Origin of the sequence: Xenorhabdus ishibashii (assembly GCF_002632755.1) — a bacterium.
GTDB lineage: Bacteria > Pseudomonadota > Gammaproteobacteria > Enterobacterales > Enterobacteriaceae > Xenorhabdus > Xenorhabdus ishibashii.
In genome coordinates this window covers 3023650-3047562 of sequence record NZ_NJAK01000001.1, presented here as the reverse complement: position 1 = coordinate 3047562, position 23913 = coordinate 3023650, and the positions used below count along the sequence as shown (strand labels likewise).

Here is a 23913-nt window from a genome sequence, read left to right as displayed (position 1 = left end):
TCTTTGATTAATTACCAATATTTTTATCGATAGTGACGGAAGATAAATAGTTAAGCAATGCGATATCGTTATCAACCCCCAGTTTTGTCATGGCTGATTTTTTCTGGCTACTAATTGTCTTAATACTGCGATTGAGTTTTTTAGCAATATCAGTAACAAGAAGACCTTCAGCAAATAAACGCAGGACTTCACTCTCTTTAGGGGATAAACGTTTATCTCCATATCCATTGGCATTAACCTTTTCAAGTAACTTAGAAACACTTTCAGGTGTAAATTGCTTCCCTTTTTGCAAAGCAGAAAGTGCTTTGGGCAAATCTGTTGGAGCTCCTTGCTTTAACACGATCCCCTCAATATCAAGCTCAAGTATAGCGCTTAAAATAGCCGGATTATTATTCATTGTAAGAACAACGATTGCCAATGTTGGGTAATGACGTTTAATATATTTTATCAGAGTGATACCATCACCATATTTATCCCCAGGCATTGACAAGTCTGTTATGAGAACATCTGCTTCTATATGTGGCAAACTATTAATGAGTGTCGTTGAATTTTCAAATTCACCGACCACATTAATCCACTCAATTTGTTCAAGTGACTTGCGGATGCCAAACAAAACGATAGGATGGTCATCGGCAATAATGACATTAAGGTTATTCATATTATTGGTTACCTTGCTGCAACAGCTTTGTGACAAAGGACTCAATGAAGCTGATGCTATTTTTGATTTCTACTTCATTATTGTCTGCTATGTGTTTTTCCAACGCCTCACATAATGACCTAAGAAATTTTAAATCCAACATAGCAAACGCACCCTTAAGGCGGTGTACCGTTTGCGAGAGTGATATCAAATCATGTCGTTCTATATCAGCATACAGTCTGGTAATGTCCATAGGGACTGTCTCTATAAACAACTTCATGTAGTCGCTGTTTGCCAACTGAATTTGATAACTTCTGAGGATATTGCAAACACTGCTATCAAAATTATCAATGAAATCAATTTCTTTTACCAAGTCACCTGCTGGTTTAGAGATTTCATAAATTTCTCTGGAACCAGAGAAACTAAGATTTTCTTCAACCAGAAACGATATTGCATTGATAATATCATCAGCAAGATTGTAATTGCATTGAACCATTCCTGGCTTCAACTGCTTAAATCCTGTTAAGCTCCCCACTAATAATATAGTTGGTTTTTTCTGTTTGTACTGCTTTTCTTCTTTGTACAACCTATCCGTAAGGATAATATCGTACTCTTCCGTAACGCCCTCTTTTCTCTTATCAAAATATGTTGCACCATAATTATTGAGATAAGTATGGACGATTTTGTTGATCTCTGGGTTATGGATATCAATTAAAACCGTGATCCCTTCCAAAATTTGAGGAGTCTCGCTATTTTCATCATATTGTGATAAAGGCAAATTGATAACATAATGTGTTCCCAACCCCAACTTGCTTTTAATATCTAGGCTTCCTCCCATTCTTTTGCTCAACTGATTACATAAATAAAAAGTCATGCCAGAATGGGTAGAATACTTATCTTCCACTGATTGATTCAGGAAGGGATAATTTAAACTGGTTAGATCTCTTTCACTTAAGCCAGCACCACTATCCATCAACTCAATCTGAATATAATTGTCATATTTGCTTGAACTATTACTACTAACAACCAATGATATTTTACCATAGCTGGTCGTCGTTATTGCATAATTAAGTAACAATGTAACAATTTTACTTAATGCTACCTTATCCCCTATAAATAAAGACTCACGAGAAATATTAAAATAATAATAAACTCGCAAGCCTTTGGTATTTAATATCTGAAAAGCATCTTTCAAAATCTCTTCCAACTGTGAAGACAAGGAAAATATTTCATTATTTGGCCACCAACTTCCTAGCTCTAACTCATTGATCAATGAAATATTTTCAAGCCATTCGGTGATATATTTTGATTTATCGAATAATTTATCCAATAGCTTTTGTTCATTTTCACCTTGTGACAATCGTTTCAATTGATTGACAATGTTATTAATACTATTAATAGGAGATTTTATTTCATTGTTAATATTTGAAAGCATAGAGCGCCTGATTTGAATGCTTTTATCATATTCACTATGGGCAAATTGTAATCGCTTATTTGCCATGACCTCTTGATCTTTGTCTTTCAGTAAAAAGAGGGAAGTTCCTGGTAATAAACTATTGGTATACATTTTTATTTCATAAACCGCTTCATCAATGGATGCCTGAATTACACCATGATGTTGTTGTGCCATAGCCATAACTTTATTCAAATCCAGATGAGGCATCAACTGCTCTGCAACTTTATTAATTATCATGATTTGATTTGATTCAAAATCATAAACCACGACTCCAATAGGAATATTAGAGATAATATCCCTATTTAAGGTATCTTTAATTTTCAGCTCATGAACCATAGAAGCATTCGGTGCAATATATCGCCTGCGGATATAAAATAATCCACTCAAAGAGAACAGAAAGAACAGCAATATAGAAAGCAAGAGCCAGACATTTCTGAGTAATAAATCTACAATCAGTGCCTTCAGTGAAACTTGGTAGATTAATTTATACGGCACGATATCAAGAGGCTGAGAAAATTCTAGCCAAAAACCGTTTAACGAAACCTCAACTTTATCGGAAGCTTCAGGTTCATGTAAGTTGAGCGCATTCAAACGAAAATTTGCTGGTGACATATCAACCGGCAAAAGATTATTAATGGGTAAATCAAAAGCAATAATGGTGGTTAATTGCCCTGTTGCATTAAATGCAGCTTTATAGGTGTAGAAATAAATATTTTCACTACGCAATATATTAATGGAGGAAATGCTCTCTTTTTCCTCCAATGAAGATGACTGTTCCAACATCTCAGTGCGTTTGGTTTCAGGGTTCAGAGTCAGATAGCTCTCTTTGAACCTGATTTCTGGTTTTAAAATTGGATAGGTCGTTATCAATAATAAATTATTATCCTGTCCATTGAGATAATACATAGACAAATATTCATTATGAGCCCCCCAAAGAATATCCAAATAACTGGATAGATGCTGGGCAAGTTGGACACTTGAGTTGTTATATTGGCCAAAAATAATTGCATCAACAGACTGATAACGATTTTCTAGCCAATAGACATCGGGACGCAATTTAAACAATGGCGTATTCTCCTGAGAGGAGATTGGCAGAATATTTGACTGCTCAAAAATATGACTGGCATGGTAGCGATAATCTTTGATCTGCAATCTCATCTTAGCTGTTACACTACTGATAGCATATTTTTTCTCCATCAGCCAAATATCAAAATAGTTATACCCGAATAAAAATAGAGACGTAAAAAGCAAAGCAACAAATAACGCGTAAAAACGAGGAATAGCGGATGGCTTGATAGATGGTTGTTTATACATTCTTTGGATGGTTGCCTTTAGTATGAATATATTTTGGTCAATGCGACATCAACCTGTCGATAAATAAGCCGGTATGCTGTACTTAATATTAGCAGGTTAGCCAATGAAAAGGCCATTGCAGATCGAAAATCAAGCAAACAGCAAAAAAATACGATTTTTTTCCCTTCAAGGACTAGACACATCAAAACGATATAGGCATAATCTCGCGCCATGGAAGGATGGCCGAGCGGTCGAAGGCAGCGGTCTTGAAAACCGCCGATGGGAAACCATCCTAGAGTTCGAATCTCTATCCTTCCGCCAAATTTCGCCGGCTTAGCTCAGTTGGTAGAGCAACTGACTTGTAATCAGTAGGTCACCAGTTCGACTCCGGTAGCCGGCACCATATAAGAACCCGCTATCTATAAAGTAGATAGCGGGTTTTTTCTTTATGTATCAAAAAAAAATTTTACGCATATATTCTCTTCCTTTTCTACCGTCTCAATTTACTACTTTATTGGCCTGGTTAACTAACCTTTCATATCCAAACTACAAAGCTATTTGACATACTAATAAATTATGTCACTCAACAAAGACGTTTCTGGTTATTTTTTAACTTAATATGTTTCTGCTTGCTGAGTTATTTTCTCCAAATCACATAGTTTTATGACGAATTTCCCAACGCCCCAAAGAATGTAATTATTTATTTACACTTTGTGTATTGTAAATTTGACAGACATAAATCAATCATTTAACCTGCTGGTCTTATAACTATTTCTCAACATATTCAGAAACGAGGATCGCGTGAAAAATCGCACTATTGGCAGTATTTTTATCGTTGCTGGAACGACGATTGGCGCAGGAATGTTAGCAATGCCATTGGCAACGGCAGGTGTGGGATTTGGAACTACATTTGCTATGTTAATCGCCCTGTGGGCTTTGATGAGTTATACCGCACTCTTGCTCGTGGAAGTATATCAATATAGTAAGTTTAATGCTGGGTTAGGAACAGTCGCGAAACGCTACCTTGGGTTAGGTGGGCAGATGCTGACTGGCTTCAGTATGCTTTTCCTTATGTATGCCCTGACAACGGCTTATATTAGTGGTGCCGGTGAGTTACTGGCGAGCTCCCTCTCTTCTTGGTTAGATAAACCTGTTTCTGTCTCTGCCGGTATCGGTATTTTTACCATTATTGGTGGTGGGGTAGTCTGTATTGGAACCCAATCTGTCGATTTTATTAACCGCCTGCTGTTTAGCGCTAAAATTGTTTTTCTGGTGATCGTACTCGGCGTAATGATGCCTCATGTTGATAAAATCAATCTGATCTCCATGCCCATTGAGCAAGGATTAGCACTCTCTGCCATCCCTGTTATTTTTACTTCATTCGGATTTCACGGTAGTGTGCCAAGCATCGTTGCCTATATGCAAGGTGATACTAACAAACTACGGAAAATCTTTATCATCGGTAGTGCTATTCCACTGTTAGCTTATATTCTGTGGCAATTGGTGACACTCGGCGCGATTTCTTCCAATACATTTGTTGGTATTCTTGCACAAGAATCTGGCCTGAATGGGTTATTGAAAGCGGTGAGAGAAATTGTCGCTTCACCTAAAGTGGAGTTTGCTGTTCATTTGTTTGCCGATCTGGCGCTAGCCACCTCATTTCTCGGCGTTGCCTTAGGGTTGTTTGATTACCTTGCTGACCTTTTTAAGCGCAGCAATCACGCCAAAGGGCGTTTACAAACAGGCTTAATGACTTTTGCCCCACCATTGCTTTGTGCACTGTACTACCCTAATTTCGTTATGGCACTGACATTTGCGGCTGTTGCCCTCTCCATTCTTGCTTTGTTATTGCCTTGCCTGCTGGTTTGGCGTAGCCGCGAAGAAAACAAGGAAGGTTATCGTGTCAAAGGAGGTAAGCCTGCATTAATCTTTGTATTCCTGTGCGGGCTTGCAGTTATTGCCATTCAGATTGGTATTGTTACAGGTATACTGCCAAACGTAGGGTAATTTTGTCTTGCCTAAGGTTATTCGCATCAATGTTAATGCGGATAACCTTGCAGCATTTCCGTTTAATTAAAAACTTAAACTAGCGCCAACATAAAAACCATCGGAAACTTTATTACTACGATTGCCATGACTACCCCGTATGTCAATGATACGGTAGCCAACATCTACACTTAGGGGTCTGAAAAATGTATAACGCGCTCCTCCTGTAGCTTCAGTATAAGAATCCATTCCTGACGTTAAGCCTGATGGCGAACCGTAAGCCTCACCATACAAGGATAAAGAAGAAGTCACTGCCCAATTTAGGCCCGCGCCAACAGCCAATGCAGCCCCATCTTTCCCATCTTTGGGAGATAAATAAAGCCCTTTTGCGCCGACGTTTGCAGCCAAGGGGCCAAATGGCAGACCGAAGCCTAAACCTAAACTACCTAGCTGACCATTGTGATCACTGCGGGTCCAGTTACCCGTCAGAGACAGGCCAGCATATTTATCACCAATCCCCACTGATGTGCTTGTGCTGTGTTTCCCCACCTGAGTATCTATAGAGAAAGCATTTGCTGAACCGGCGATAAAAATCAAACTAGCGGCACCAATAGCAATAAGGCCTTTCATAATCTTGTCCTTTCATGAGTAAATGCCCATATGAGCCAAGGTATTGTACTTAAACCGGCGGGACGACATAGATGACAAAAGCAAGGAAACGTTTATATTTATAAAGATATGTAAATAACGTTATCATTTATGATGTTTACTATTCATCTCTGTTACCCATTGCTTAATTTGTTGGCGCGAAACCTTTATCCCCCCATTTTTCAGTTGAGCAGGTAACATATAACAGGCAACAGGCCGTTGGAAAGCGGCGAGTTTATCCGCAAGCCAATCAATTAGTGTCTCTGTTAACGCAGGATATTGGGTTTCAATCACTGCTACTGGCCGATGACCAAATTCAATATCAGGAATGGGAACTACAAAACTCTGTTCAATTTGAGGATGTTGGCTAATGATCCGCTCAATATCTTCTGGCTGAATACCCTCCCCACCACTGAAAAATTGGTTGTCGAGACGCCCTAAGATCCGTAATTCTCCCTGTTCAAATACGCCTCGATCCTGGGTCGAAAACCATCCTTCGTTATCTGCCAATGGCTTCAATTCCCCATTAAACCAATAGCCACTCGCAATACTGTCAGCGCGGATCTGAATTTCTTCATCTACTAAGCGAATGGACTTTCCAGGGAGTGGATTACCTACCCCAGACAACCCATCAGCCCGCTTTGCACAAACAGTTGATGCCATTTCTGTCAACCCATAGCCACACCAGCAACGAATACCCAATTCCTCAGCCCGTTGGGTCAGTGATGTCGGTATCATGGCACCTCCCAATAATACTTCTTTTAACGTCAATGGGTTGTTATAGGGTTGTTCCAGTAGACGCCACAGTTGGGTAGGTACAAGTGATGCATGGGTACAACCCGATAGCGCACGATCCAGTGGATGCAAATCTCGCAGCACTATTGTTGCGCCTGTTTGTAACCAGCGCCAAAGGATACCCTGACCTGAAACATGAAACAGGGGTAATGACAGTAACCAACTATCATCTGGCTGAAAATCCATGCAGGAAAGAATGCCTTGCGCACTGGCAAGATGAGCACCAATGGAATGTACCGCAGCCTTAGGCAACCCAGAAGAACCAGATGTCAGGATCATGCTGGCAGGACGTTGACTTTCCCACAACACCAAGAGGTTGTTTTTCAATCGTGCATTATGTTTCACCGGAAACTTTTGTTGCCAGTCAAGTTCTTTTACTTGAATGACAGGCGAAGGTGAATCTGTGAAATCCACTCCATAATCCATATTGAGGTGAAGTAATAGTTCCGCCAGCAAACGATCAGGTAATTGAGGATTAAGAAGTAACACTTTTGCGCCACACCGCAGGGCAGCCAGGTAACACAACAAAAGTTCTGCACTGTTTTTGCCTCTCAGGAGCACACTACTACCTTCCACAACACCCTGTTGGTGGAAATGGGCAGCAATAGCATCGATTCTTTGCGTTAATTGATGCCAGGTGAGTTGCTCATCATATAACTGAATGGCCCGTTTTTCAGGCAAAGTCGCGGCCCAATGCTGCCATGGCCATTGAGTCCACTCTATTACTGACATTCATAACTCCACACGATTGCCAGCTTATCCAGCATGACACACGGAATATTGCTATCTGGCCAACAACGAATAAGTTGTGACTGGATAAGATCCAAAGTATCCAGACCAGGAAGGGAATCAGGTGTGAGCCATTGTGCAAGACGAGCCAATTGCGTTAAGCCAAAGCTACTTTCAATACTGGAACTCATCACTGCCTCTATCCCTAATTGATGAGCCTTGGTAATTAATTGACGACAACGATCAATACTACCTATCAATGTCGGTTTGATGATAATGGCAGAGACTCCCTCTTGGGCTTCCAGCGTAAAATCAGCTTCACGGACACTTTCATCCCATGCAATGGCAATACCCGTTTCACGCGCAAATGCCAGAGACTCTTTTTGGGTTTTACAAGGTTCTTCGATAAAAGCAATTCGGTGCCGATAATCTGGATTGACATATTTAACGAAACCCTCTGCTTTTGTGCGTGTCCAACTACGGTTAGCATCTAATCGCAAGCGAAGATCAGGCACTGCTTCAAGCATTACATTCACTACCATGCCATCCCGTACAGCTTCATACATTCCAACTTTCACTTTGGCAATTTTCTGGCCTGTCATGTTTCCTAAACGCCGGATCACATCATCGGGATCGCCTGTACATAACGGCACCTTGTGATAACTGGCTATTTCAGGCAATTCTCCGCGTAACTCAGCCAATGCACAGCTTATGCCAAACGCAACGGAAGGCCGAACGCTCTCTTCTGGTTGCGTGTTCAAACACCATTGTTGCAGCCACTCCAGCGCCGATTCTTTAGCCTGTTCAAGCGTTTCATGGCTAAATTCAGGCAATGGGGAAATTTCTCCCCAACCGTCTCGTCCATTTTCCTGCAAGTGCACCAAAAAACCGTCACGGGTTTTCAGGCGCTGGTAACGCAAAATAATACCTGCCTCCATTGGCAGGCTGAATTGGTATAAGGTTGCTTTACGCATGATGGATAACAACTTTATGGATTACGTTTAAATTTACTGAAATCAGGATGGCGTTTTTCGTTGAACGCATTACGCCCTTCCTGCCCTTCTTCGGTCATGTAGAACAGCATGGTGGCATTGCCCGCCAATTCCTGTAAACCCGCCTGACCATCGCAATCTGCGTTCAATGCCGCTTTCAGGCAACGCAATGCCATTGGACTGTTTTCCAGCATTTCACGACACCAACGCACAGTTTCTTTTTCCAGCTCAGCATAAGGCACAACGGTGTTAACCAGTCCCATATCCAATGCTTCTTTGGCATTGTATTGGCGGCACAGGAACCAGATTTCACGCGCTTTTTTCTGTCCTACGATCCGCGCCATATACGATGCTCCCCAGCCGCCATCGAAAGAACCGACTTTAGGGCCGGTTTGACCGAAAATGGCGTTATCCGCCGCGATAGTCAAATCACACATCAAATGCAGCACGTGACCACCGCCAATTGCATACCCCGCAACCATAGCAACAACAGGCTTTGGACAAGTACGGATCTGCCGCTGAAAATCTAATACATTCAGATGGTGTACTCCGCTGTCATCTTTATAACCACCATAATCACCACGGATTTTTTGATCGCCTCCGGCACAAAAAGCTTTTTCACCCATTCCTGTCAGAATAATCGTACCAACAGCCTCATCATAACGGGCATCAGCCAACGCCTGAATCATCTCTTTGACGGTCAGGGGACGGAATGCATTACGTACCTGTGGGCGATTAATCGTAATTCTGGCAATACCGTCTGTGGATTTATGGTAGAGAATATCTTCAAACCCGTGGGAACAATCTCGCCATTCAATAGGGGCATACAATTTTTCTTCGCTTGGGTAACGCATTATTGTGTTTCCTTAACCAAAAAATGATAAAAAAGAGTTCACTGCGCTGGTAAAAGCCACAGGATTGCCATAATGAGCATTATGCCCAACTTGAGGAATGGTTGTTAATGGCAGCCTATATTGCTGCGCTATGCTCTGGAATTTATGATCATTTTCTCCACATAAGTAAGAGAAAGGAATAGGTATTTGCTGTAAGGCAGGAAGTAACCAAGGTTGTCGCCCTAAAGAAGTATTTTCTAGCATATCAGCGATACGATCTCCCTTGTTTTGATCACGCAGATGAATAAGTTGCTTACGCTGTGCCGCCGTTAAATCAGCAAATATCGGTTGTTGATACCAATCAGCCAAGACTGACATCATTGGCTCTTGACGAAAACGCTGCGCCCAATGCTGATCATTGCGCAATCGTACATCACGCTCCTGCTGGGAAAACAAACCCGGATTTCCTCCCTCCACCAGCAACCCACACAAACCGTCCTGTTTGTTATAAATCGCATGGTACATCGCTATTCGTCCTCCCAGTGAATAGCCAATCAAACAGTAATCATTAATTTGATACTCAGCCAGAGTTGCCATCAGCAATTCACTCATCTCGGCAAAACCACCGGTCAAATTCACATCGACGGAATTACCGTGCCCAGGTAAATCAATAACCAATGAAGGATATCGATCACAAGCACTCACGATAGGAGACCAATCGTCGCCTGTTCCTAATAACCCATGTAACCAAACTAACCATATCCCTTGGTTATGAGAATGAAATGTTCGGCAATTTAGTTTCACAGAGCCGCCACCTGTGCCAGTAATTCTTGCAGGCATATAACTCCTTCATTACCTGAAACCTTTAACTCAACCAATGTCGTCTCCTTACGATCCCATGCTTGTTGGGCACATCGTTTTAATTCCGGCCAATTTTGTGGTGCCGCATAGTTTAGGCCGAACATAGCAGCAACATGATCAAAACTGACATCTTGCGGCATACAGTAAAAACGCTGGCGCTCTTCCTGTGGTGTTGGTAACAGAGAAAAAATCTGTCCGCCATTATTATTCACTATGATCAATAACATGGGAGCAGAAAGATTGCGTAATAAAGCCAGACTATTCAGATCATAGAGGGCGGAGATGTCACCTATAATCGTTAGTATCGGTTTATTTGTTGCCCTCTGAACACCTGCTGCGGTTGCAATCAACCCATCTATACCACTGGCACCTCGGTTGCTGTAGACCGGATACCCCACGGGAAGCTGCCCCAAAGCATCAACCAAACGCACAATCAAGCTATTGCCGACAAACAATTGCCCCTGTTCTGGCAACAATTGAGGCAGTTGATGTGCAACCGCTGCCTCGCTAAATTCTCCCGTCAACTTGGTTTCAACACACTTAAATGCGCTTTTTGACCATAAATTTAATTCATCTGCCCAAGGTGCTTGTGAATATGCAGGATGTTCCCGTAACCAATCAGTCACGCTGCAAGTGAATTTGCGCCCTCTATGATTCGCAGGATCAAGCCTGCCCGCAATCGGATCGACAATCCAATATTGCTCAGGTTGACATTTAGCCTGCCATTGCAATAACCGCTTACCTGTCAGGCTAGCACCAAATTGGATCACCAATTGCCCTTGCGCCAGAATTTCCTGGGTACGAGAGTGAGTCAGCCATAAATCTGCATATGGCAAAGGCTGCCCGGTTTGGGATAACACATCACCAATAAGCGGCCATCCCATCTCTTTTGCCCATTGGGCAACATATTTGCCCTCCTCTGCGCTCATTCTTCCTGCCAGTACAATCCCCCGTTTTTTCTGCCAGCTATCCCAATCACCGGCTTTGATTGTGGTATGCATTTCTGGCTGAGCCAACCACGGTTCATTCCCTCGCCACCACTCTCCCAATGTTTGCAACCAGTCTTGATGCAATGTCATCTCACCACCATACAAAGGCTCCGCAAACGGACAATTAATATGTAGAGCACCCTGTTTCAGGTTTGACATTGCATTATCGATGGAAGAAACCAACCAACTGGCGGGAACTTCTGTAGTTGGCAGTGGCAATGCTAAAGTTTGCGCGGGATGGGAAGCAAAAATGCCTACCTGACGAATAGCTTGATTAGCACCACAATCGATTAGTTCAGGTGGCCTATCTGCGGTGAGAAACACCAATCGTTCTCCCGTCAATCCCGCTTCAATTAAAGAAGGGTACAAATTGGCAACGGCTGTTCCAGACGTCACAATAACCGCAACCGGCTCTTTGCTCGCTTTTGACAATCCTAAAGCCAAATATCCCAATCCACGCTCATCAAAATGGGTATGACAGATCAATTTACGATTTCCTGCGCCAGCCAATGTCAATGCTGTTGAACGAGATCCAGGAGCAATGCAGATATGACGCAATCCGTGGCGGGTTAATGCTTCCAATAAAAGTTCCGCCCAGCGGCGGTTGAGTGCGCTGTTTGACATAGGGTGCTCAAAAACTTCTTTTTAAAAATGATGCCAAAGAATGAGAAATATTATATAAGGCGTTCTTGATCTTAATGCGGGTAAAAACGATTTCCTTATCTTAGTTCAAGAAATTGTCATTTAATTGGTGATATTTTAGCTATAAATGAGAAAGATAAAATCAATTGATAACAAAACTGAAAATTGATGAGTGATGAGTGATGAGTGATGAGTGATTAGGCTAATACCTCCGCTGATAAATTTGAAGGCGATTATCTAATGTTATCTGCAAGTGACAATAATATCCACATAATTATCAATGTAAATCACTCATGCAATATTGTTTTAAATTTACATGTAATCAAAAACAAAAAATGATCGGATATTTATTTCGTCACCCGATAACATCCCCGTTATTTTTTAAGCAACCACTCAGGGTATTAAAAATAGCATTTAATTTCGAGTTATGGTCATAATACGATTAATGAACCACATTTTTATGCTGAAAAATAAATTAATATAATTTCACTAATTTATTTCAAATAAAAACATCAACAACCAGAAACATTCACCATTCGGTAATAAAAAATATTTACACTCAGTCTAAGTTTTTTTTATTGAAATCAACCTCAAAATTAACCCTTATTTTTCAATATAGTTACATAACAGAAAGCCATGTTCACAAGCGATTGATTTAAAACAAATTAAAGCAAACTCAAAACAAAAATATAACCTTTATTTATTATTACAATTAGATACAGTACCAACATAAAACAAAATATCCGTAATTGTTTTACGAAATTTTCCCATTGATATAAATTCACGCAGTACGTATTATTTTGCCTCTTCAAAAATGAAGAATGTAAAAATTCATCTTAATCTAAATTAAATTAAATTCCGTCTGATCCTGTTATTTGTAAAATCAACAAGCAGTATGAAAAGGGGATAGCGTGTCATATCTTTATTTCCATCCGATGGGCTTTCATAGATATCGGTATAAGTTGTTATCGTTATTTATATCACTAAGTTGTTTAATAACAACGAAATCCGCTCTGGCAGATTACGATGCATTAATTCAACAAGCCAGAAATGGTAATACCCACCCCATGCTCGAATATATTCGTCAGGAAGAAAAACAACATCGTCTTTCTTCTTCGCAAATTGCTGATTGGTTACAAGTTGCAAGCTGGGCTGGATATGATGATGAAGTCATTTCTCTCTGGCAACGCTACCGCTCAGTGGCGATACCCGCCAGAGGGCTTTCGGCTGTTGCCAGGGCTTATCGCAACCAACGCCAATGGTCACAAGCAATCCAGATGTGGCATACAGCTCTGGCTCTGGACAAACAGAACAGAGATATCAAAGCTGGCCTTATTATGACGCTCGCCGATGCCAGACAGGACACAGAAGCTCGCCGTTTGGCACAAAATTTATTGACTGATAAACCTGATGCCGCTAATTACCGTTTGCTGGCCTATGTTGATCAAGCGGCTGGTCGGACATGGGATGCCATGCAAATGCTTTCTACCGCGCATAAACGGTTTTCCGGCAATCAAGAAGTCACCCAAGACTATCTGTTCAGCCTACAAAACAATCGGATCAGTGAACCTGCATGGCACTTGGCACAACAGCACGCAACACAATTGACCACGGCGCAACTGCGCAGGCTGAAAGCTGACGCCACAGCAGAATTAGTTCGTTTGTCAATGATCCCTAATCGTAGTGAAAAAGAGCGCTTTGACATTGCTGACAGGGCACTTTCCCGCTACGAGCATATGCTAAATCAATGGCGCAACCTACCTGATGCACAACAAGATTACCAACAGGCGCGCATTGATAGGCTTGGTGCCCTTCTTTCTCGCTATCGGATGCAAGAAGTTATTGATGAATACCTGCTCTTGCAAAAACAAGGCATACCTGTGCCGAAATATGCCCAGAAATGGGCAGCAGCAGCCTACCTGAATCTGCGCCAGCCAGAAAAAGCACGGAATATTCTGCGTTCTTTGAACTATTCCTCTTTGAATCATCCCGATGGAAATATCTCGTCGTCTGGGAAAATATCATCACCCAATATCCCCCTTGAAGATGATATCGTCCTTTTTTATGCGAATGTGGAAAGTGAGCATCTGGATGCAGCCCAACAACTTGCTACCGATATCAAGCAACGCAATCCTTATATGCTTAATGTCTTTGGTTCTCCCATTCGCGTTCCGAATGATGACTGGCTACAAGGCCAGCAGTTTTTAGCGGAATCTGCACAATTACGTGAAGATCTCCCCGAAGCAGAAAAACGCTTTACCCATTTAGCCCGCACAGCCCCCGGAAACCAGAAATTACGAATTGACCTGGCGGCTATCTGGCTGGATCGTGGTTGGCCACGTCGTGCCGAAAGTGAATTAAAACAAATTGAAGGGCTCGATCACCGCAATTTGGCGTTGGAAATCCAGCAAGGTTATACCGCACTTACCCTGCAAGAATGGCGGCAGATGGATTTGCTGGCTGATGATGTTTTTACCCGCGCCCCAGAAGATATGTCCGCAAAACGCCTTAACCGTCTGCGCAATGTGCATCATATGTCAGAATTGCAAGTTAAAGTCAATCAAGGCATTAATTCAGATAATCCAGAAAGCGGCAAACACAGTACAGACATTGACACTGTACTTTATAGTCCTCCTTTTGAGGATAACTGGCGCTTATTTGCTGGTGGTGCTTACAATCGCAGCCAATTTTCAGAAGGCCGAGGTTTGAACCGTGATTTACGCGGCGGTGTAGAGTGGCGTTCGCGGGATCTTTGGCTGGAAAGTGAGGTTTCTGCACGTCATTATCGTCATGGCAACAAGATAGGATTGCGGATCTCATCCTGGTATGATTTCAATGATCAATGGCGATTGGGCGGCTCCGCAGAACGCTTCGCCCGTAATACCCCCCTGCGAGCATTAAGCAATAATATCCACGCCAATGGCGGACAAATTTACACTCGCTGGCGATACAGCGAACGCAGCCAATGGAGTGCTCGCTTTGCCCCTGTATTCTTTTCAGATGGTAACCATCGTTTTGAATATGGCATTGATGGCCTTCAACGCCTATATACCGCCTCTTACCTGAAGCTCGATGCACAGTTGGAACTGAGTACAACTCACAATACCCGGCAAAATACACCCTATTTCAATCCTAAAAACGACTTTACCTTCCTGCCTGAACTGGAAGCCGATCACATCATGTATCGGCACTATCAAACCGTCTGGAGTCAGCAAGTTGTGGCAGGGATTGGGCAATATTGGCAGCGGGGATATGGCAGTAGCCTTATCACAATGGTGGGGTATGGCCAACGTATTAAATGGAATGATGTTATTGATGCAGGGGTAAGGCTCACGCTGGATAAACGTCCTTACGACGGTAAACGAGAAAGTAATCTGCAAGCTGCTTTTGATTTAATCTATCGGTTCTAAAGGATTTTTTATGATACACAATGTTTTTCGTCATTGGTTGATGATATCGGCACTGCTGATTAGCCTGTTGATTTCCCAATTTGGCATGCTGGCATATGCAGAAAAACCTGATTTCGTTCCACCAGCGCAACGACCTCTTCCCATGAATGAACGCCCCTGGCCTGAAAATGGTTTTGTGGTTCTTGCTTACCATGATGTCGAAGATGATGGTGCCGATCAGCGTTTTATGTCAGTCCGTACCAGCGCATTGAACGATCAGTTTGCATGGCTGCGGGAAAATGGCTACCAGCCTGTTACTGTCGATCAAATTCTCACCGCCAATCAGGGAGGGACACCATTGCCCCCCAAGGCCGTGTTACTGACTTTCGATGATGGCTATAGCAGTTTCTACCATCGTGTATTTCCGCTGCTGAAAGCCTATAACTGGCCAGCCATTTTGGCTCCGGTTGGGATCTGGGTTGATGCACCAGCCGAAAAACCCGTTGATTTTGGGGGATTGATGGTAGCGCGGGAGCGTTTCACTACCTGGGGACAAGTGGCTGAAATGTCTCGTTCTGGTTTAGTGGAAATTGGCTCCCATACTTATCAACATCATTATGGCGCTATCGCTAACCCACAAGGCAATACAGAACCGGCTGCGGCCGTTCGCATTTACAATCCGAAAACAGGTAAATATGAAAGTGAGCAAGCGTTTCGCCAGCGGATGGAAAAGGATATTGCCACTATTACCCAAAGAATTATCGCTGCCACAGGTAAGCAGCCACGAGTCTGGATTTGGCCTTATGGCATAGATAACGGTGTTACACTGGAAATAGCCAAACGCTACGGCTACAAAATGGCATTGACGCTGGACAATGGGCTGGCGAACGTCAACGATCTTGATAATGTTCCGCGTATATTGCTCACACATAACCCTTCCCTGAAAGAGTTTGCCGAGCAGGTGATTCAGGTACAGAATAAAAAAATCTTACGGATTGCCCATATTGATCTGGACTATGTTTACGATCCAGACCCCGCCCAACAAGCCCAGAATCTCGACAAACTTGTCCAGCGCATTGCCGATCTGCGCGTCAATACCGTTTTTCTGCAAGCCTTTGCTGATGCCAAAGGCGATGGCAATGTCCGTGAGCTCTATTTTCCTAATCGCTGGCTGCCAATGCGGGCTGATCTCTTTAACCGTGTTGCTTGGCAACTGCACAGCCGTCTGAATATTGAAGTCTATGCGTGGATGCCTGTTCTGGCATTTGAGCTGGAGCCTTCACTCCCGCGGGTCATGAGCTATGACGAAAGTCACAACAAACTGTTTGTAAACCCGACACAATATCGTCGCTTATCGCCTTATAACCCAGAAAACCGCCAAAGGATCAAAGAGATTTATCAGGATTTAGCCTCTCATGCCATTTTTCAGGGCATTCTGTATCACGATGATGCCGTCATGTCTGATTTTGAAGATGCTGGCACAGATGCCATCAAGGCTTATCAAGCCGCAGGTTTATCTGCCTCCATTGCAGAAATTCGGCAAGATCCCGAACAATTTGCCCGTTGGACACGTTTCAAAAGCCAATACCTGATTGATTTTACTAACGAATTAACCAGAGAACTCAAATCAGTACGGGGGTATCAGCTCAAAACTGCGCGCAATATTTTTGCCCTGCCCATTCTGGAACCAGACAGCGAAGAGTGGTTTGCCCAAAATCTGGATGATTTCCTCGCTCACTACGATTGGGTTGCTCCAATGGCAATGCCATTGATGGAAAATGTGCCTCTATCAAAAAGCAATCAGTGGTTATCCCGATTGGTGAAAACCATTGCACTACGCCCTCAGGCACTGGACAAAACTGTCTTTGAATTGCAATCCGTAGATTGGCGCAAGCCACTGGATAAAAGAGCAATTTCAGGGCACCAATTAGCAGAATGGATGCGTCAATTACAGCTCAATGGCGCACAGAGTTTCGGTTATTACCCTGATGACTTTCTCAACAATCAACCAGAAATGAATGAGATCCGCCCTGTTATTTCTCCTGAATGGTATCCACTTAATGATTGATCGTATTATTGCGTTTGTAGTGCTCTGCCTTGTATTGAGCATCCCTCTTGGCATCGCTATCACCTTTACCGGTGAAGTCATGTTGAACTTTGTCTTTTTCTGGCCTTTGTTCATGTCGGCCATCTGGATCTCAGGAGGGATCTATTTCTGGCTCTATCGGGAAAGGCATTGGAAAATCATTGATGAAGAAGCCCCGCACCTTGAAGGTGAACCTCTAATTTCAATTTTGATCCCCTGCTACAACGAAGGGCAAAATGTTCGCGAAACACTACTGGCAGCACTGAACCAGCGCTATCCCAATATTGAAGTGATCGCTATCAATGATGGTTCAACCGATAGCACCGCAGATGAACTCAATGCTATGGCGAAACAACATCAAGCCTTGAGGGTGATACACCTGAAACAGAATCAAGGCAAAGCGACTGCACTTCAAGCGGGAGCTGCTGCCGCAAAGAGTGATTATCTGGTCTGCATTGATGGTGATGCCCTGTTAGATCGCGATGCGGCTGTTTGGCTGGTCAAGCCCATGATTGATCATCCCCGTGTTGGCGCTGTTACAGGTAATCCCCGCGTTCGTACACGTTCCACCTTAGTTGGGCGCATTCAGGTTGGCGAATTTTCCTCCATTATTGGCCTGATTAAACGTACCCAACGGGTTTATGGTCAAGTCTTTACCGTTTCAGGTGTTGTTGCAGCCTTTAACCGCAGGGCATTGGCCGACGTGGGGTATTGGAGTGATGACATGATCACAGAAGATATCGATGTGAGTTGGAAACTCCAGTTACACCATTGGTCTATCTTTTTCGAACCCCGCGCCATCTGCTGGATCTTGATGCCTGAAACCCTACGGGGATTATGGAAGCAGCGGTTACGTTGGGCACAGGGTGGAGCCGAAGTTTTCCTGAAAAACCTGCGTCAATTGTGGTCATGGCAATATCGCCGCATGTGGGTGTTATTTGCTGAATTCTGCTGTTCCGTTATCTGGTCATTTACATTTGCCCTTTCCATCATTTTATTTTTTCTCGGTATGTTCCTCACATTACCGGAAAACATTCGCGTCTATACACTATTTCCACCTGGGTATACGGGATTGGTTCTGGCGGCTACCTGCCTGATCCAGTTTACCGTCAGTTTAGTGATTGAACGACGCTATGAAAAACATGTTGCTTCATCGTTGTTCTGGATGATTTGGTATCCGATGGTCTATTGGATGCTAAGTCTATTTACGACCTTGGTATCATTTCCTAAAGTGATGCTTAAAGTACACAGAAAACGTGCTCGCTGGGAAAGTCCTGATCGAGGAATAGAGAGGATAGGATCATGAAAGAACCCTTGATTTTTACTGAACAAAGATTATGGCCTCGTATAATTGATATTCTATTGACCATTCTGGCTTGGGTGGGCTTTATCTATCTATTCATATTGGGATTATTTTACGCCTCCCATAATGGTCCTAAGCCTTTTATTTCGACATTATTTACTTCAGAACTGGGAACTATCGCCCTTTATATTGCCATCGCCATATTTAATGCTTTTTTGCTCATTGGCTGGGCAAAATACAATCAGCATCGATTTAAAATCGAACGCCGTCGTCACCGACCTGCATTAACTTATGCTGAAATAGCCCAGAGTTTTGCTTTGGAACACGAATTGTTAGATACCTTAAGGCAAAGCAAGGTTTCCAGTATCACTTATGACAATCATGGACATATAATAGGCATCAATGAAAATGTATCGATATAAAAATAGCCATCTATTTACTAAAAATGAAATTTTACCCTGACGGTATCAATTGGCTTTCTAAGTCTTACTTGGAAAGCCATAATTTTACAACCTATCTCATTAAGGAAATGAAACTGAATGAGATAGGTTCTGGCTGAGAACCGATTTTATCAAAAATCTCAACGATTATTTACAATATGAAAAACAAATACTGGATGAAGAATAAATATTGGAACCCGATATGAAAGTGATTGAACGGACTCATTATCTTTGTAAACACGCTATTTTTAGACGCTGTATTTACAGATTTTTCCTGCGAATATTGATGACTTTATGCTTAATCACCGTCACATGTAATTCAGCAGTAATGGCTATGCCTGATACTAATGAAAAAATAACACTCAACGAAAATGTTGCGCGGGTAGTTTCTGGAATTATTAGTTATACCCACTGGCCTATTACACCTACTACCCTGCACTTATGTCTGGTTCCCCCATCCAATTACATTAGCGCCTTAACCCACATTGATATGATTTCTGATCACACAGAATTGCAAGTTGAAACACTCAATTTCAACGTAGAGCACCTCATAGAAAGATGTGATGTCATTTACTATGGTCAAGTCGATCCACAACTTCAACATCAGGTGATCAACCTGAAAAATGACAAACCATTGCTTACTATTGCTGAAAATAATCCGAACTGTGAAATCGGCAGCGCATTTTGCCTCAACATTAACAACGCTCAGGCAACATTTAGCCTCAATCTTGATATTCTGACGCGCAGCGGCGTGCGCATACATCCGAATGTCCTGCAATTGGCTCGTAAGGTGGAATAATCTTATGAAAAAACGTTATTCACTGATGCCATCACGCCCTACTTTACGTCATGCTTTCCACCGGATCCATTTAGTCATTACCTTTATCATATTATCCGTAGTTGGCTTGTTTTTATCTTTACTGGCATTACTTGCCATGCAGAAATATGCTGAAAACAGTTTAAAACTGATTGCCACAACCATTGCCCATTCAGCACAGGCAGCAGTGGTTTTTCAGGATAAAACCGCAGCAAACGAAATATTGGAACTGATTGCTGTTCATGATGGTTTTACAGAAGCCAAAATTTTTGATGCTAAACAGCAGGTGTTAGCCAGATGGCAAGCCAATCAGGAAACTCGCACTGGCAATTTCAAAAAATTGGTCGAGTACTGGCTTTTTCCTGAACCTTTTATCTTGCCAATATATCACCACCAGCAAAAAATAGGGGCAGTCTGGTTAATTGGTAACAGCGACCACATCATTAAATTTATTTATCAAACTCTGCTAGTACTATTTGCCTGCCTGCTGTTCAGCGCCGTAATTTCACTCTACCTTTCATTGCGCATGCACGATGGCATCGTCAGGGCCTTGCAAAACATTACGGCCGTCGCCCATGATGTGCGGCAACGCCGGACTTTTTCACGACGCGTACCCTCTGCCCATATTGCTGAACTGCATGAGCTAAGCCAGGTTTTCAATCACCTGCTAGAAGAGCTGGAAGAGTGGCAGCACCATCTGCAAACAGAAAAGGCCGTTTTAACCTGGCAAGCACAACATGACTCCTTAACAGGTTTACCAAATCGGGCTACTTTTGAGCGCGTTCTTTCAACCGTCATGAGCGATAAATTTATGCATGAAAGTGCAGCGATATTATTTATTGATGGTAACAGGCTGAAATATGTCAATGATATCTATGGACATGCTGCCGGTGATCATGTTCTTGTCACTATCGCCGCCACCTTAAGGCGAAGGGTAAGAAAAACAGATACCGTGGCACGACTAGGCGGAGATGAATTCGCTATCCTATTGCCTTCTGCCAATCTGGAAGATGCAGAGCGTGTTGCTAAAAATATCATCCATGCTCTGGATACCCCCATTCTTCTTCCTAATGGACAACATCTACGTATCACACTCAGCATCGGTATCGCATTATCCAATGGTAAGCTAACGGCAGAACAACTGCTCTCTGAAGCTGATGCGGCGATGTATCACATTAAACAACGAGGCGGTGGCTGGTATTCCGCTGATACAACGAAACGAAACTATCTATCAAGGAACCCTCTATGAGCAGAAATCGTTATTGTATATTTATCTGTGCATTTATTGGCGCACTTTTTCTCAGTGCCTGCCAGAACAAAGATGCGTTAACGGCCGCGCAAATCGCCGCACTTAAACAACAGGGATTTCAACAAACCGATGAAGGTTGGCTATTTGGTATATCAGAAAAGGTTTTGTTTGGTAATAATCAATTTCATTTGCGTCCAGAAGGTGAAGCCAAATTAAAACAACTCGCAAATGTCTTATCCAAAATTGGTATCCGCCACGCACGCCTTGATGGCCATACTGACAACTACGGAGAAATAAATTACAACAATAAACTTTCGTTAAAACGAGCCAACACAGTTGCAGATGCACTAACACAAGGAGGTATGCAACGCACGAATCTGACAACTCGTGGATTAGGATCAAGCCAACCTATAGCCGATAATCGAAGTTCAAAAGGTCGGGCGGAAAATCGGCGAGTTGCCATAGTGATAACGACACCGTAATAGCGAGCAGATAAGACGGATTTTAATACAGCCCTATTTATAACCGGTAATCTGATAATATATTGATATAAATCAAATAATAATTTAGCCACGGATGGCAGAGATATTTGTTTATCTTGATCATCCCCAGCAATTTCAAAAATTTTTCTCCAGATCTTACTGTATAGCTATTTCCCGTCTTTAAATTCTTCCTGTAATATAGCCAAAGTTGTTTTCTTAAAAAAGAGCCTCTTTTTTTTGTAATCATTAAGTTAATAAACTTTTGCATAGTTTGGATAATAAGCCTACTGTTAAGTAAATGGGCTTTATCAAGAAGGAGATATGATGGGGCTAAATCTGAAATCATACCGAACCCTGTATCGGTTGTTTGTGATGTTATTCATCACCATTACTGCCAGCACCGGCTTTATATTCTGGAGATTATTTTCCAATTATCGGGATAATATCCAACCAGATGTAGAATTATTATGTGTATTTATTTTATTGTTTCTGCTTACACTCATATCTGCGGTATTTTTTTATAACCACACCAAAACCATCACTATCCCAGAATATCGCTTGAAAAAAGCGATTAAAAACAAGCAGTTTATTCCCTATATACAGCCAATTATTTGTAACAGAAACAATAAAATCATCGGATGTGAAATCCTTGTTCGCTGGCAACATCCAATTCATGGGCTGTTGACACCCAATAAATTTATCGCACAAATTGAAAAGTCAGATTTGATTATTCCCTTAACGCATAACCTAATCACTCAAGTGAGAGATTATTTTTCACCTATTGCACATCAATTACCTGCAAATTTCCATTTCAATCTCAATATTAGTGCAAGACATTACAAAGACATTAGGTTAATTGATGATTGCCATCATTTTCTGAAATCATTTCCAGCAGATTCCATTAAACTGATTTTGGAAATTACCGAACGAGAATTATTGGAATTAGATGATCATACCATTAGTTTATTTAATAAGTTGGATGAATTAGGCGTATTAATTGCACTGGACGATTTTGGCACAGGTTTCTCTAACTACAATTATTTACAAAAAATTAAGGTTAAATTAATAAAAATCGGACATAACTTTGTTAGCAAAATGAATAACGATATAATCTCAAAGAATATTGTGGAAAATATCATTGACCTTGCCCTGCGCTTGCAACTGGAAATTGTGGCAGAAGGAATTGAAAACCAAAAATTGGCTAATCAGTTAAAGAACTATCCTGTCGATTATTTGCAGGGATATTACTTTGATCGTCCGATGCCATTGGAAGAATTTATCAAGAAATGGTTATGATTAAGATTCCCTCTGTAAACGCACCTTATTGGTGTTTTTAAAGGAAAATTGTTATTATAATGACATTTTATGGTGTTTTTTCAGCCATTATTGACACTATAATATCATATTTTCAATTCCGCCCATTTCTGTTCCATATGCTGTCCAATGCTGACTACTAATGCTTTATCGATTCCCAATTCTTTGGCAATTGAATGAAAACGACAAGTTTCGTCATAAATTTCTTTCATAAATCTTTTCAAGCATATTAATCAAAGGTCTAACGCCAGAGAAATCCACCTGCCCTGCAAGCGTGTTGCTTCCATCAGAAAATTTCCTTTTGACATTCAATGGAGTATTAAGCATTTTTCAGTACCTCAGCAATTGTAGTTGGTTCGCGCTTACGTTCCTTAGTGAATTCATGTAGCGGACGTAATTCACCTATCGCTTCCAATAACATAAGAAACTGCCGTAATGAAATGTTTCCTGTGCAAATCCGACATAATTTAGCAATATCAACTCTCCACCAATAATAGGGTGCAACATCAAGTCAGCTCTATCCATAGAGTAATTTTTATAGCTTTCCATACTATTTCCTAATAAGATCAAAAGGTGAGTTACCACAGCAAAATCATTGCTACTAAATCACTAAATTTTTAAGCCTATTTTTGATAGGTATCAGGAATAGAATGGATAAGCCCAGCATTACAAGGACAAGTAGTCCGGCTATCCAAAGTTCCTGCTAATTTCGTTCCTTTATCCAAGAAAGAGCTGACTCCGCCGACAACAGTATAATTTCCCGAATATCTCCCGCAAGTCACAGCAGAACCTTCAATCGCCGCCTGTTTTCCATAAAATTTAATATTACTGGTTCCAGTCAGAATAGCGCCGCCACATGTCGTTTTGTCGCCGATTGTCAAAAAGTTTCCTTTTGCCATCTTATTTCCTCTAGTTTTAGACTAAAGTTATAGTGAAATAACTCATTACAGTTAAATTCAACACCTGAATATT

Annotated in this window: 19 protein-coding genes and 2 tRNA genes; 11 read left to right on the top strand and 10 right to left on the bottom strand. The window is 41.9% G+C overall.

Going from position 1 to position 23913, the window contains the following annotated elements:
- Positions 1–7 precede the first annotated feature (7 nt).
- The gene (gene rcsB / locus Xish_RS14435) at positions 8–658 is read right to left on the bottom strand and encodes a response regulator transcription factor RcsB (RefSeq protein WP_099118426.1); all 651 of its coding nucleotides are present in this window, start codon (positions 656–658) and stop codon (positions 8–10) included.
- Between the two features lies 1 nt (position 659).
- Positions 660–3407, bottom strand: coding sequence for a phosphotransferase RcsD (gene rcsD, locus Xish_RS14430; RefSeq protein WP_099118425.1), 2748 nt, complete (start codon positions 3405–3407; stop codon positions 660–662).
- Between the two features lie 212 nt (positions 3408–3619).
- Between rcsD and Xish_RS14425 the strand changes: the two genes are divergently transcribed.
- From Xish_RS14425 to tyrP, 3 genes are all read left to right on the top strand, one after another.
- Positions 3620–3707, top strand: a tRNA-Ser gene (locus Xish_RS14425).
- 6 nt (positions 3708–3713) lie between these two features.
- Positions 3714–3789: transfer RNA gene (locus Xish_RS14420), tRNA-Thr, on the top strand.
- A 458-nt stretch (positions 3790–4247) separates the two neighbouring features.
- Positions 4248–5393, top strand: coding sequence for a tyrosine transporter TyrP (gene tyrP / locus Xish_RS14415; RefSeq protein WP_425275039.1), 1146 nt, complete (start codon positions 4248–4250; stop codon positions 5391–5393).
- A gap of 66 nt (positions 5394–5459) precedes the next feature.
- Here tyrP and Xish_RS14410 read toward each other — a convergent pair whose 3' ends face one another.
- The 6 genes from Xish_RS14410 to menD all read right to left on the bottom strand — a co-directional run bounded on the left by Xish_RS14410 (position 5460) and on the right by menD (position 11843).
- Positions 5460–6002, bottom strand: a complete 543-nt coding sequence (locus Xish_RS14410) for a YfaZ family outer membrane protein (RefSeq protein ID WP_099118423.1) — start codon at positions 6000–6002, stop codon at positions 5460–5462.
- Between the two features lie 123 nt (positions 6003–6125).
- The gene (menE, locus tag Xish_RS14405) at positions 6126–7547 is read right to left on the bottom strand and encodes an o-succinylbenzoate--CoA ligase (protein ID WP_099118422.1); all 1422 of its coding nucleotides are present in this window, start codon (positions 7545–7547) and stop codon (positions 6126–6128) included.
- Entirely contained in the window at positions 7538–8518 is a 981-nt protein-coding gene (gene menC / locus Xish_RS14400; protein ID WP_099118421.1) for an o-succinylbenzoate synthase, read from the bottom strand. The genes menE and menC overlap by 10 nt, the downstream gene beginning before the upstream one ends.
- Before the next feature lie 14 nt (positions 8519–8532).
- The gene (gene menB / locus Xish_RS14395; protein ID WP_099118420.1) at positions 8533–9390 is read right to left on the bottom strand and encodes a 1,4-dihydroxy-2-naphthoyl-CoA synthase; all 858 of its coding nucleotides are present in this window, start codon (positions 9388–9390) and stop codon (positions 8533–8535) included.
- A 12-nt stretch (positions 9391–9402) separates the two neighbouring features.
- Positions 9403–10209 carry a 2-succinyl-6-hydroxy-2,4-cyclohexadiene-1-carboxylate synthase gene (gene menH / locus Xish_RS14390; protein ID WP_099118419.1) on the bottom strand — a complete coding sequence of 269 codons (807 nt, stop codon included), beginning with the start codon at positions 10207–10209 and terminating at the stop codon, positions 9403–9405.
- A complete protein-coding gene (gene menD / locus Xish_RS14385) occupies positions 10170–11843 on the bottom strand; it encodes a 2-succinyl-5-enolpyruvyl-6-hydroxy-3-cyclohexene-1-carboxylic-acid synthase (RefSeq protein WP_099118418.1) in 1674 nt (557 codons plus the stop codon). Before menD ends, menH begins: the two co-directional genes overlap by 40 nt.
- Positions 11844–12772: 929 nt before the next feature.
- Here menD and pgaA point away from each other — a divergent pair.
- The 8 genes from pgaA (at position 12773) to Xish_RS14345 (ending at position 22923) form a co-directional block, all read left to right on the top strand.
- A complete protein-coding gene (pgaA, locus tag Xish_RS14380) occupies positions 12773–15271 on the top strand; it encodes a poly-beta-1,6 N-acetyl-D-glucosamine export porin PgaA (RefSeq protein WP_208614826.1) in 2499 nt (832 codons plus the stop codon).
- Between the two features lie 40 nt (positions 15272–15311).
- Positions 15312–17318 (top strand): poly-beta-1,6-N-acetyl-D-glucosamine N-deacetylase PgaB, encoded by a 2007-nt coding sequence (gene pgaB, locus Xish_RS14375; RefSeq protein ID WP_425275038.1) that lies wholly within the window; start codon positions 15312–15314, stop codon positions 17316–17318.
- On the top strand, positions 17311–18642 hold the full coding sequence (gene pgaC, locus Xish_RS14370) for a poly-beta-1,6-N-acetyl-D-glucosamine synthase (RefSeq protein ID WP_099118415.1): 1332 nt from the start codon (positions 17311–17313) through the stop codon (positions 18640–18642). The genes pgaB and pgaC overlap by 8 nt, the downstream gene beginning before the upstream one ends.
- Positions 18639–19061: a poly-beta-1,6-N-acetyl-D-glucosamine biosynthesis protein PgaD gene (gene pgaD / locus Xish_RS14365; protein WP_099118414.1), complete on the top strand. Its 423-nt coding sequence runs from the start codon at positions 18639–18641 to the stop codon at positions 19059–19061. The genes pgaC and pgaD overlap by 4 nt, the downstream gene beginning before the upstream one ends.
- 352 nt (positions 19062–19413) lie before the next feature.
- Positions 19414–19878 carry a regulatory sequestration protein YfiR gene (gene yfiR / locus Xish_RS14360; RefSeq protein WP_244186059.1) on the top strand — a complete coding sequence of 155 codons (465 nt, stop codon included), beginning with the start codon at positions 19414–19416 and terminating at the stop codon, positions 19876–19878.
- A 4-nt stretch (positions 19879–19882) separates the two neighbouring features.
- Positions 19883–21145 (top strand): diguanylate cyclase DgcN/YfiN, encoded by a 1263-nt coding sequence (gene dgcN / locus Xish_RS14355; RefSeq protein WP_099118412.1) that lies wholly within the window; start codon positions 19883–19885, stop codon positions 21143–21145.
- Positions 21142–21627 carry an outer membrane lipoprotein YfiB gene (gene yfiB, locus Xish_RS14350; RefSeq protein ID WP_099118411.1) on the top strand — a complete coding sequence of 162 codons (486 nt, stop codon included), beginning with the start codon at positions 21142–21144 and terminating at the stop codon, positions 21625–21627. Before dgcN ends, yfiB begins: the two co-directional genes overlap by 4 nt.
- Before the next feature lie 372 nt (positions 21628–21999).
- On the top strand, positions 22000–22923 hold the full coding sequence (locus tag Xish_RS14345; RefSeq protein WP_244186057.1) for an EAL domain-containing protein: 924 nt from the start codon (positions 22000–22002) through the stop codon (positions 22921–22923).
- Between the two features lie 213 nt (positions 22924–23136).
- Here Xish_RS14345 and Xish_RS19220 read toward each other — a convergent pair whose 3' ends face one another.
- Both Xish_RS19220 and Xish_RS14335 read right to left on the bottom strand, forming a co-directional pair.
- Positions 23137–23268, bottom strand: a complete 132-nt coding sequence (locus Xish_RS19220) for a hypothetical protein (protein WP_279625633.1) — start codon at positions 23266–23268, stop codon at positions 23137–23139.
- Positions 23269–23564: 296 nt separating this feature from the next.
- Entirely contained in the window at positions 23565–23840 is a 276-nt protein-coding gene (locus Xish_RS14335; protein WP_099118409.1) for a PAAR domain-containing protein, read from the bottom strand.
- Positions 23841–23913 lie beyond the last annotated feature (73 nt).